We start from the raw sequence: 11,246 nt of genomic DNA, 5'->3' as shown, positions 1-11,246 counted from the left end.
GAGTTTTTCTTCTTTTGCACTGCGGTGAATGACTGTTGTTGCGGTGCAGTATAAGCACGGTCGGTGGCGAGGTCAAGAAATACGGCTCACCATTTATCGTTGCAAATCAGCCGCTTGTCGCAGACGCACAAAATATTTGACGGAACCGTCAAAAATAATTGATTGCCGGGATCGAACTTCGATCGGCGACTGGTCAGGGGCAGAAATGCCCCGAGCCTTTTGAAATCAAGCGCTTGGCTCGGTATCGGCGCTTATCGTGCCGGGCCGCCGATCTGATGGACTCCTAGCCGCGTGGCGGCAGCACCGCATGCACCACGTCGATGAACGCCCGCAGCAGCGCGGATTCATCGTCGGCGCGGCGGATCATGCAGAGATCGATCTGGGCCTCGGTCGCTTCCAGTGGCACGTAGACGACCCCGGGCAGGCGCAGGGTCAGCGCCGAATCGCTGGCCAGGGTCAGGCCGAAGCCTGATGACACCAGCGCGATCGCGGTGACCACGTCGTCCACTTCCTGAACGATCTGCGGAGTCAGATGGCGGCTGTGGAACATGCTCAAGACCTGATCGATGAAGCTCGGTCGCGAGGTGCGTGGATAGACGATCAGCGGTTGGTCGGCGAGATCATCGAAGTTCAGCTGCTCGCGTTTCGCGAACGGATGCGCTTCGTGCACCGCCACGTTCAGCTGCTCGTGCAACACCACATCCCAGAGCAGGCCGACCTCCTCGACGAAGAAGCGATTGAAGCCGACGGTCAGCCGCCGCTCGCGCAGCGCCCGGATCTGCCCGGCGCGGTCGAGGTTATGCAGCACGATGTCGACTTTCGGATAGGCCAGCCGGAACGCCTGGATCACCCGCGGAATCGCATCGAACACCGCCGAGCCGAACACCCCGATATCGAGCCTGCCGAGCTGCCCCTGCGCGGCCATCTGGGTGCGGTCGATGGCTTGTTCGGCGAGCGCCAGCAGGTTGCGCGCTTCTTCGTAGAACACCGCGCCGGCGGCGGTCAGTTCAACGCCACGCGGCTGCCGCTCGAGCAGGGAAACGCCGAGCAGTTCCTCCAGCTGCTGCACCTGACGGGTCAGCGGCGGCTGTGAGACATGCAGCCGCTGAGCCGCCGCGCGAAAGCTTTTCGACTCGACGACAGCCGTGAAGTAGCGCAGGTGCCGGAACTCGATGGGGCCGAATTTCATACCAAAGGTGATTCACGCGGCTCGGGCTTGAGCTGCGGAACGATACCGCTCGGGTATCGCAACGGCAAACCAAAAGTAATGGACGGTATAGGTCGAACGGCCTACCTTTTCGATCACGCGCAGTACTCGCTGCGCCAGCTAGACGATGTCCGTACAACGCCCGCAGAGGCGCTGACGCATGACGAGGAGAGAGCCTGATGCAGCATCGCATCACCATCGAAGGCAGCAGTGCCGAATTCGCCTGTCGCGGCGATCAGTCGGTGCTCGATGCGATGGCGGGGCGCAGCAATGCCTCGATCGCAATCGGCTGCCGCAGCGGTGGTTGTGGTGTCTGCCGCGTGCAGGTGCTGTCCGGCAGCTACGAGCTGGGCGTGATGAGCATCGACGAAGTCACCCATGAATGCCGCAGCAAGGCGATCGTGCTCGCCTGCCGTCTGACACCCACCAGCGATCTCCATCTCAAGGCGCTCGGCAAACGCGTCAACCGCTGCGCGCAGATGAGCACGGCGGAATTGATCCGCAGCCTGACGACACGCAGCAGCAGCCAGCCCTCATCCACCGGAACGCCGTCATGAGCACGCCCTTGTCCGTGGCCCGTCCGGTCATTCATCACGCGGCGGCGATGCGGGTGGCCGCGGCTGCTGTCGCCAAGGCCGAAGCGCTGGGCATCAACGTCTGCGTTGCTGTTGTCGACAGTTCCGCTCGCCTGGTCGCCTATCTGCGAATGCCCAATGCCTTCCTGATCTCGGACGAGGTCAGCATCGCCAAGGCAAAGAGCGTGGCTTCTGCAGCTGGCCTGCCGGCCGAAGTCGTCGAAGGTGCTTTTGCCGCCGAACGTCCGCAGGTGCGAGAAGGCCTGCTCAACATTGCCGGTTTCACCTTGATCCGTGGCGCACTGCCGCTGCGTGACGATGAGCTGGTGATCGGCTCCGTCGGTGTTTCCGGCGGCTCTGAAGCGCAGGACGTTCTGTGCGCCGAAGCCGCTGTCGCAGCACTCCATTCCTGAACGCGAAGACCCCACTCATGGCCAACGATCCCTCCGCCGCCGGCGCGCCTCCTGTCGCTGCCGCCGCACTGAAAAGCTTCAAGCACTTCATCAACGGCGAGTTCGTCGACAGCCAGAGCGGCAAGTCCTTCGAGAAGCGTTCGCCGGCGGATAACGCGCTGATCGGCCACGTGCAGGAAGGTGGCCAGCCCGAGATCGATGCCGCCGTTGCTGCCGCCAAGGGTGCGATGGAAGGTCCGTGGGGCCGGATGAGCATCGATGAGCGCGCCGCCCTGCTGCACAAGGTTGCCGACGAGATCACGCGCAGATTCGGCGATTTCGTCGCCGCCGAAATGGCCGATACCGGCCAGCCGAAATCGATGATGGAGCACGCCTTCATCCCGCGCGGCGCGGCCAACTTCAAGATCTTTGCCGACGTGGTCAAGAACGTCGCCACCGAAAGCTTCATGACGCCGACGCCGGATGGCGCCGGCGCCTTGAATTACGCGCTGCGTGTGCCGAAAGGCGTGATCGGCGTGATCTGCCCCTGGAATGCGCCGCTGCTGCTGATGACCTGGAAGGTCGGCCCGGCCATGGCCTGCGGCAATGCGGTGATCGTCAAGCCGTCCGAAGAAACCCCGGGCACCGCGACCCTGCTCGGCGAAGTGATGAACGCGGTTGGCGTGCCGAAGGGCGTCTACAACGTCGTTCACGGCCTCGGCCCGAACTCGGCTGGCGAATTCCTCACCCGGCATGAAGGCGTCGCCGCGATCACCTTCACTGGCGAAACCCGCACCGGTGCCGCGATCATCAAGAACACCGCGGAAGGTATTCGCGATGTGTCCTTCGAGCTCGGCGGCAAGAATGCCGGCCTGATCTTCGCCGACTGCGATTTCGATGCTGCCATCGAAGGCACGATGCGCTCGGTGTTCCTGAACTGCGGTCAGGTCTGCCTCGGCACCGAACGGCTATACGTCGAGCGGCCGATCTTCGACAAGTTCGTTGCTGCCCTGAAAGCCAAGGCCGAAGCGCTGAAGCTCGGCCCTTCCGAAGAGAAGGGCGTGACCCTGGGCCCGCTGATCTCGAAAGAACACCAGGGCAAGGTGCTGTCCTATTACGCCAAGGCCAAGGCGGAAGGCGCGACCATCGTCACCGGTGGCGGCGTGCCGGACATGGCGGGCGCACTGGCCAACGGTTCCTGGGTGCAGCCGACGATCTGGACCGGCCTGCCGGAAACCGCGAGCGTGATCCGAGAAGAGATCTTCGGGCCCTGCTGCCACATCACGCCGTTCGATGACGAGGCCGATGCGATCCGCATGGCCAATGACACCAAGTACGGCCTGTCGACCGCGATCTGGACCAGCAACCTGTCCCGCGCTCATCGCGTGGCGGCCAAGGTCGAAGTCGGCATCACCTGGATCAACAGCTGGTTCCTGCGCGATCTGCGCACGCCCTTCGGCGGCAGCAAGCAATCCGGCATCGGCCGCGAAGGCGGCGTGCATTCGCTGGAGTTCTACACCGAGCTGCGCAACGTCTGCGTGAAGCTGTAGGGCGGGAAAGCGGCCGGCTTTTTGGCCGCGCATCCCGCCGGATTGGATGAGTTTGAACGCCGGGTGAACTCAGTCTCATGACGAGTTCACTGTAAACGGTGGGATGCGCGGTGAAGCCGCTTTCCCACCCTACGAAAGAGAGATGAACATGGACGGCAAGACCGGCTTCACCGAAGCCCAGATTCAGCATTACGGCGACGAGCTCTACAACGCGCTGATCACTCGCACCACCGTTGCGCCGCTGCTGGCGCGCGAGCCGCTGATCACCATCGACGATGCCTATCGCATCCAGCAGCGCATGGTCGCGCGGCGCCTCGAAGCCGGCGAGCACATCGTCGGCAAGAAGATCGGCGTCACCTCGAAAGCGGTGCAGGACATGATCGGCGTCACTCGCCCGGACTTCGGCCAGCTGACCTCCGGCATGGCTTTCGTCGAAGGCCAGGACGTATCGCTGGCCGGCCTGATCCAGCCGAAGGCGGAAGCCGAAGTGGCCTTCGTGCTCAAGCACGATCTTAACGGCCCGGGCATCACGGCGACCGACGTGATCCGCGCTACGGACTACGTCGTCGCCTGCTTCGAGATCGTCGACAGCCGCATCACCGACTGGAAGATCAAGATCCAGGACACCGTGGCCGACAACGCCTCCTGCGGTGTCTATCTGCTCGGCAAGGCGAAGAAGAAGCCGACCGATCTCGATCTGAACCTCGCCGGCATGGTGCTCGAACGCAATGGCGATCTGTTCTCCACCGCGGCCGGCGCTGCGGTGCAGGGCGGGCCGGTCAATGCGGTCGTGTGGCTGGCCAACACGCTCGGTGCGCTTGGCATTCCGTTCAAGGCCGGCGAAGTGATCCTGTCCGGCTCGCAGTCCTCGCTGATTCCGGTGGTCGCTGGCGACCACATGCGTTGCACCGTCGGGGGCTTGGGCTCCTGCGACATTCGTTTTGTCTGATCGAAAGAAAACTCCAATGCTCGACACCACGATCATCAACAAGCTGACCGACCGCGTGCTCAACGCGCAGGATCACGCGACCACCATGACCAAGCTCACCGACGAATATCCGTCGATGAGCATCGAAGATGGTTACGCGGTGCAGGACGAACTGCGCCGCCGCTGGATCGCCCGCGGCGATCGCTGCGTCGGCTTGAAGGCCGGTCTGACCTCGAAAGCGAAGATGCTGCAGATGGGCGTCGACGTGCCGAGCTTCGGCATCCTGATGGCCAGCTTCTCGCGCCCGGAGAACAGCGTGATCGACATCAAGGAACTGGTCCATCCGCGAGTGGAAGCCGAGATCGCTTTCGTGACCAAGGCCGAACTCAAGGGCGACATCACCGTCGAGCAGGTGCTGGCGGCGACCGACTACATCATCCCGGCCGTCGAAGTCATCGACTCGCGCTACGAGAAGTTCAAGTTCGATCTGGTCAGCGTGATCGCCGACAACGGTTCCTCGTCGCGTTACGTCACCGACGGTCGGCCGCGCGATCCGCGTGAAATGGATCTGCGCACGATTGGCGTCGTGATCGAGAAGAACGGTGAAATCATGGCGCTCGGTGCCAGCGCCGCCGTGCTGAATCATCCGGCCAATGCCGTGGTGATGCTGGTCAAGCACTTGGCCTCCCGTGGCGAAGTGCTGCCGGCGGGCAGCTATGTGATGACCGGTGGCATTACCGAAGCGATCCCGGTTTCAGCCGGCGATTGCATCACCGCGCGCTTCCAGGACATGGGTTCGGTGTCCTTCCGTTTCGTCTGAGTTTCACAACCAAACAAGGCCGCAGAGCCGCGATGGAGGAGACTGCAATGTTCGTGAAGAATGCCTGGTACAACGCCGGCTGGGACTACCTGTTCACGCAGAGCCAGAAGAACTCGCTCACCCAGGCCAAGGGTGCGCTGGTGGCTCGCAAGATCGCCGGTGAACGAGTGGTGCTGTATCGCAAGCCTACCGGTGCGATCGTGGCGCTCGAAGACCGTTGCGCGCATCGTCAGGCCGCGCTGTCGATGGGCCAGAAGGAAGGCGACAACATCCGTTGCATGTACCACGGCCTGCGCTTCGGCCCGGACGGCAAATGCAACGAGATTCCCGGTCAGGACCACATTCCGCCGCGCGCCTGCGTGCGTGCCTTCCCGGTCGTTGAGCGTGACAACTGGGTCTGGGTCTGGATGGGCGATCCGGCCAAGGCCGATGAAAAGCTGATCCCGCATGCCATCGGTCCGAGTGATCCGGACTGGAACGTCAAGACCTCGCAGATGCACGTCAATGCCAGCTACCGCCTGGAGATCGCCAACCTTGCCGACCTGACCCATCTGGTCTGGGTCCATCGCGACACGCTGGGTGCGCCGGATCCGATGACGCGTGAAAAGTACACACACATCAAGCCGACGTTCACGATGCTGCCGAACGGCATGCGCACCGAATACGTGGTGCGCAAGTCGCCGATCAGCACCTTCCTCTCGCACCTGTTCCCGCCGGGCACGCTGTTCGATCTGCACTTCGACGTCACCCACACGATCCCCTGCACCTGGGTGCTGCATTTCCGTGTGCATATCGCCGACGACCGCGACGAAGGCGCACCGACCGGCTCGATGATCGCCGACACCTGGACTTCGCAGGCGGTGACGCCGAACGATGCCGAATCGGTCGACTACTACTACTCCTGGGGCGCGGCAAAGCACTGCGAATTCCCGGGCCTGTCCGAACTGCTGCGCGACAACCTCGACGATGCCTTCACCGAGGATCGCCAGGTGCTGGAAGCGCAGCATATCCGCGTCAGCGAGCGGCCGGACTTCCAGACCGTGTCGATCATTCACGATGCCGGCCCCTCGAAGATGCTGCGTCTGCTCGACGAGATGCTGCGTGCCGAAGCCGGCGACAGCGCGACGGCGAGCCATACGGCCGCCCGCGCCGAACCTGCGATGGCCTGAGGAGACAGCCCCATGAAAGCTCTTCAGAACGTCTGGTATGTCGCCGCGATATCGACCGAGGTCGACGCCACTGCGCTGTTCCACCGCAAGATTCTCGACACCTCCATCCTGATTTACCGGAAACAGGACGGTACGCCGGTCGCGATGCATGACCGTTGTCCGCATCGTTTCGCGCCGTTGCATCTCGGCAAGCGCGTCGGTGACGAAGTGTCCTGCCTCTACCACGCCCTGCGCTTCGACTGCTCTGGCCGCTGCACGCACAACCCGCATGGCACCGGCGCAACGCCGCCGAGTGCGCGCGTGCGCGTCTACCCGCTGCTGGAACGCTATGGCTTCATCTGGATCTGGATGGGCGAGGCCGCTGCAGACGCTTCAAAACTGCCGGACTTCAGTCCGCTCGAGGAAGGCCATCCCAACGCGGTGGCTGCGACCTACATGCACATGAAAGCGAACTACGAGTTGATCACCGACAACGTGATGGACTTGAGCCATATCGATCACGTGCATGGCGAGATCATCACCACCCGCGGCCAGCTGTCGCCGCTGACGCCAAAGCTGAGTGAGACGTCGACCACCGTCACCTCGCGATCCGAGTGGACGCAGCAGCCGCCGCTGATGATCTTTTCGCCGTTCATGCCGGAGCCGCTGGGCCCCGCGCGGCATTACTTCGAGATCACCTGGACGGCGCCGGCCAACATCCAGCTGTCGGTCGGCGCGGTGCAGGACCCGACTAAGAATCTCGATCTCATCGACTGCGTCGGCCAGTACGACCTGCATACCTGTACGCCGGAAAGCGCCGACACCACGCACTACTTCTTCGCGACGCGACGCAATCATCTGGTCGAAGACGGCGAGTACAACAAGGCCAAGATCCAGGCCATGCATGCCGCCTTCGAGACCGAGGACGGACCGGTCATCGAAGCCGTGCACGCCGAGATGGGCACCGATGATTTCTTCGGTTTGCATCCGGTGCTGATCTGCAATGACGCCGGCCCGATCAAGGTCCGACGCCTGCTGCGCAAGATGATCGACGCCGAAGGACAAGTGCCGGCTGCGAGTCGTCGCGTGTATGCGATGTCCGCCGTCGAAAGTCCCTGAATCCACTTCCCGAGAACCCTCATGCCCATCATCCAGTTCAACCTGCTCGAAGGCCGCACGGTCGAGCAGAAACGCAGGCTCGCACAGCGCGTCACCGAGACCGTCGTCGAGGTGCTTGGCGTCAAGCCTGAGAACGTCCGCATCCTGATTCACGAGATGGGCGGCGAAGACTTTTCGGTCGGTGGCGTCACCGCAGCTCAGAACGGCAAGATGCCGGCGCCGGCTGCCGTGAACGGCATCAATGGCCAGTTGCATCGGGAGGCCGCCGCATCATGAAAAAGATCCGTTGTGCCTTGATCGGCTCCGGCAACATCGGCACCGATCTGATCTACAAGATCCAGCGCTCGCCGCTGCTCGAACCGGTGTGGATGGTCGGCATCGATGCGAATTCCGAAGGTCTCAAGATGGCTCGGGACATGGGCCTGAAGACCACGCATGAAGGCGTCGACGGCTTGCTGCCACATGTGCTCGAAGACGGCATCCAGATCGCCTTCGATGCTACCAGCGCCTACGTCCACAAATCGAACTCGGACAAGCTGACCGCGCTCGGCGTGATGATGATCGATCTCACGCCAGCGGCGATCGGCCCGCTGTGTGTACCGCCGGTGAATCTCGCCGAGCACGCCGCCAAGGGCGCGATGAATCTCAACATGATTTCCTGCGCCGGCCAGGCGACGATCCCGATCGTCCGCGCCGTGTCGAGAGTGCAGAGCGTGAGCTATGCCGAGATCATCGCCAGTGTCGCCTCGAAATCGATCGGCCCCGGCACCCGCGCCAATCTCGATGAGTTCACCTACACGACCTCGAATGCCATCGAAGTCGTCGGTGGCGCGCGCCAGGGCAAGGCGCTGGTGGTGGTCAATCCGGCCGAGCCGCCGATGATGATGCGCAACACCATCTACTGCCTGACCGACGACAAGCCGGACGAGGCTGCCATCCGCGAATCGGTGCAGCAGATGATCGGCGAAGTGCAGAAGTACGTGCCCGGCTATCGCCTGGTCAACGGTCCGGTGTTCGACGGCAACAAGGTGGCCGTGTTCATGGAAGTGAAGGGCCTCGGTGATTACCTGCCGACCTACGCCGGCAACCTCGACATCATGACCGCCGCTGCGACGCGCACTGCGGAGATGTTCGCTGAAGGAATCCTTGCGGGACGCATCAAGTTGAAGGAGGCAGCATGAACAACGACGGCTTCATCGACCTCAAGGGCCGCAAGGTCCTGATCCATGACATGAGCCTGCGCGATGGCATGCACGCCAAGCGCGAGCAGATTTCCACAGCACAGATGGTCGCGGTTGCTTCGGCGCTCGACGCTGCCGGCGTGCCGCTGATGCAGGTCGCCCATGGCGGCGGCCTCGGTGGCAATTCGCTGCAGCACGGCTTCGCCATGCATTCCAACGAGGAGTACTGGACTGCGGTGATGCCACACATCAAGCGCTCCAAGGTTTCGGTGCTGCTGATCCCGGGCATGGGCACGATGAAGGAGCTGCAGTCGGCCTACGACCACGGCGTGCGCAGCGTCAGCGTGGCGACTCACTGCACGGAAGCCGATACCACGCCGCAGCACATCGCCTACGCCCGCAAGCTCGGCATGGACACCGTCGGCTTTCTGATGATGGCGCACCTGAACACGCCGGAAGGTCTGGCGGTGCAGGGCAAGTTGATGGAGAGCTACGGCGCGGAGTGCGTCTACGTCACCGACTCGGCCGGCTACATGCTGCCGGAGGATGTGAAGCGCCGCGTGCGTGCCTTGCGTGAAGTGCTGAAGCCGGAAACGCAGATCGGCTTCCACGGTCATCACAACCTCGGCATGGGCATCGCCAACTCCATTGCTGCGATCGAGGAAGGTGCTTCGCGCATCGATGCCTCGGTGGCCGGCCTCGGTGCCGGTGCCGGCAACACGCCGCTGGAAGTGTTCGTCGCGGTCTGCGATCGCATGGGCATCGATACCGGCTGCGATCTGTTCAAGCTGATGGACATGGCCGAAGACCTGATCGTGCCGATGATGGATCAGATGGTGCGCGTTGATCGCGCGTCACTGACCCTGGGTTTCGCAGGCGTCTATTCCACGTTCCTGCTGCATGCCAAGCGTCTCGGCGCCAAGTACGGCCTGCCGGCGCGCGACATTCTCGTCGAGCTTGGCAAACGCAAGATGATCGGCGGCCAGGAAGACATGATCGAAGACACGGCGCTGACCATGGCGCGCGAGCGCGGTCTGCTCAACGACAAAGCGGCCTGAACGGAATCGAGCCGCGAAGATTTTTCACCGAATGCAGCAGCCAACGACCGAATCCGGTCAGCGATAAAGCGAGGAGAAAGCATATGTCTATGAGAGGCGTCCTGAGAGTCGGCGAGATCGCGATCCGCGTCACCGACATGAAGAAATCGAAACACCATTACGACCACATCATGGGTCTGCATGAAGTGCTCGAAGACGCCGAAGGGCGCGTCTACTACAAGTGCTGGGACGAGCACGACCATCACTCGATCGTGCTGATTCCCAGCAACCGACCAGGCATGGATTACTTCGCGTTCAAGGTTTACGACGACGCGACGCTCGATCGTCTGGAACCGAAGATCAAGGCCTTCGGCATCGAGGTGAAGCACATCGCTGCCGGGGTTTATCCGAAGAGCGGCCGCCGTCTGGAGTTCGTGCTGCCATCTGGCCACACGATGCAGCTCTATGCGCACAAGGATCAGATCGGCAACACCATGGGTCTGCACAACCCGGGTGTGGTGCCCGACGACGGCGTGGTCCGCGGCCTCAACATCAACCGTCTCGATCATCTGCTGCTCGGTGGCGACAATCTCGACGAGTGCGTGAAGCTGTTCACCGAAGTGTTCGAGTTCGACCTGTCGGAAAAGCTCATCCACCATGAAGCGAAGATTTCGCTCGCCGTGTTCCTGAGCTGCTCGACCACGCCGCACGACATCGCTTTCGTGCTGCAGCCGGAGAAGAACAAGTTCCACCATGCCTCGTTCCTGCTCGAATCGGCGCACGACGTGGTCAAGGCCGCGGATCGCATCGGCAAGTATCGGGTGCCGGTCGATGTCGGCCCGAACCGTCACGGCGTGACGCGCGGCTCGACGATCTACTTCTTCGATCCCAGCGGCAATCGCAACGAAGTGTTCGCCGAAGGCTACATCCACTACCCGGACACACCGACCCTGGTCTGGGATACCACCGAACTCGGCGCGGCAACTTTCTCGCAGGACTTCACCCCGCGCGAAAGCTTCCTGAACGTGTTGACCTGAGTCTCGCGGCTTCCAGCAGCATCCAGGGGCGGGCTCAGGCCCGCCCTTTTTTCATCTGACGAAAACTCATGAACCAGAAACAGGACATCGCCATCGTCGTCGGCGCCACCGGCGCGATGGGCCAGGTCATCGCGCGTCGTCTGGCGGCACGCGGACTGAAAGTGATCGCCGTCGCTCGCAGTGCCGACAGCGTCGCCGCGCTTGCATCAGGGCAGCCGAACATCGTGGCCTGCGTGGCCGACATCGCGTCGG

The 11,246-nt window shown here is 62.6% G+C and carries 13 protein-coding genes; 12 read left to right on the top strand and 1 reads right to left on the bottom strand.

The features are described from left to right. Positions 1-283: 283 nt before the first annotated feature. Positions 284-1,189: a LysR family transcriptional regulator gene (locus QZY06_RS03640; protein WP_295680315.1), complete on the bottom strand. Its 906-nt coding sequence runs from the start codon at positions 1,187-1,189 to the stop codon at positions 284-286. Between the two features lie 197 nt (positions 1,190-1,386). Between QZY06_RS03640 and QZY06_RS03635 the strand changes: the two genes are divergently transcribed. From QZY06_RS03635 to QZY06_RS03580, 12 genes are all read left to right on the top strand, one after another. Continuing rightward, a complete protein-coding gene (locus QZY06_RS03635) occupies positions 1,387-1,764 on the top strand; it encodes a 2Fe-2S iron-sulfur cluster-binding protein (RefSeq protein ID WP_295680311.1) in 378 nt (125 codons plus the stop codon). Further along, positions 1,761-2,195 carry a heme-binding protein gene (locus tag QZY06_RS03630; protein WP_295680308.1) on the top strand — a complete coding sequence of 145 codons (435 nt, stop codon included), beginning with the start codon at positions 1,761-1,763 and terminating at the stop codon, positions 2,193-2,195. The genes QZY06_RS03635 and QZY06_RS03630 overlap by 4 nt, the downstream gene beginning before the upstream one ends. A 68-nt stretch (positions 2,196-2,263) precedes the next feature. Next, positions 2,264-3,724: a 2-hydroxymuconic semialdehyde dehydrogenase gene (locus QZY06_RS03625; protein WP_367275558.1), complete on the top strand. Its 1,461-nt coding sequence runs from the start codon at positions 2,264-2,266 to the stop codon at positions 3,722-3,724. A gap of 148 nt (positions 3,725-3,872) precedes the next feature. Continuing rightward, positions 3,873-4,673, top strand: a complete 801-nt coding sequence (gene dmpE / locus QZY06_RS03620; RefSeq protein WP_022976841.1) for a 2-oxopent-4-enoate hydratase — start codon at positions 3,873-3,875, stop codon at positions 4,671-4,673. Positions 4,674-4,689: 16 nt separating this feature from the next. Next, positions 4,690-5,472, top strand: a complete 783-nt coding sequence (dmpH, locus tag QZY06_RS03615; protein WP_295680301.1) for a 2-oxo-3-hexenedioate decarboxylase — start codon at positions 4,690-4,692, stop codon at positions 5,470-5,472. A 47-nt stretch (positions 5,473-5,519) separates the two neighbouring features. Next, on the top strand, positions 5,520-6,641 hold the full coding sequence (locus QZY06_RS03610) for an aromatic ring-hydroxylating dioxygenase subunit alpha (protein WP_295680298.1): 1,122 nt from the start codon (positions 5,520-5,522) through the stop codon (positions 6,639-6,641). Between the two features lie 12 nt (positions 6,642-6,653). Continuing rightward, positions 6,654-7,739, top strand: a complete 1,086-nt coding sequence (locus QZY06_RS03605) for an aromatic ring-hydroxylating dioxygenase subunit alpha (RefSeq protein ID WP_293387824.1) — start codon at positions 6,654-6,656, stop codon at positions 7,737-7,739. Between the two features lie 21 nt (positions 7,740-7,760). Continuing rightward, positions 7,761-8,015, top strand: a complete 255-nt coding sequence (locus QZY06_RS03600; RefSeq protein WP_295680293.1) for a 2-hydroxymuconate tautomerase — start codon at positions 7,761-7,763, stop codon at positions 8,013-8,015. Beyond that, positions 8,012-8,920 (top strand): acetaldehyde dehydrogenase (acetylating), encoded by a 909-nt coding sequence (locus QZY06_RS03595; RefSeq protein ID WP_367275557.1) that lies wholly within the window; start codon positions 8,012-8,014, stop codon positions 8,918-8,920. Before QZY06_RS03600 ends, QZY06_RS03595 begins: the two co-directional genes overlap by 4 nt. After that, positions 8,917-9,978, top strand: coding sequence for a 4-hydroxy-2-oxovalerate aldolase (gene dmpG / locus QZY06_RS03590; RefSeq protein WP_367275556.1), 1,062 nt, complete (start codon positions 8,917-8,919; stop codon positions 9,976-9,978). The genes QZY06_RS03595 and dmpG overlap by 4 nt, the downstream gene beginning before the upstream one ends. Positions 9,979-10,061: 83 nt before the next feature. Then, positions 10,062-10,994 (top strand): catechol 2,3-dioxygenase, encoded by a 933-nt coding sequence (locus tag QZY06_RS03585; protein WP_295680291.1) that lies wholly within the window; start codon positions 10,062-10,064, stop codon positions 10,992-10,994. A 68-nt stretch (positions 10,995-11,062) separates the two neighbouring features. Next, positions 11,063-11,246 (top strand): SDR family NAD(P)-dependent oxidoreductase (locus tag QZY06_RS03580; protein ID WP_295680287.1); only part of this gene is annotated, 184 nt, incomplete at its 3' end.

The sequence above is a fragment of the uncultured Nevskia sp. genome, from assembly GCF_903885465.1.
Taxonomy (GTDB): Bacteria; Pseudomonadota; Gammaproteobacteria; order Nevskiales; family Nevskiaceae; genus Nevskia.
The sequence above is the reverse complement of the archived record's forward strand: the minus strand, read 5'-3'. Positions and strand labels throughout refer to the sequence as shown.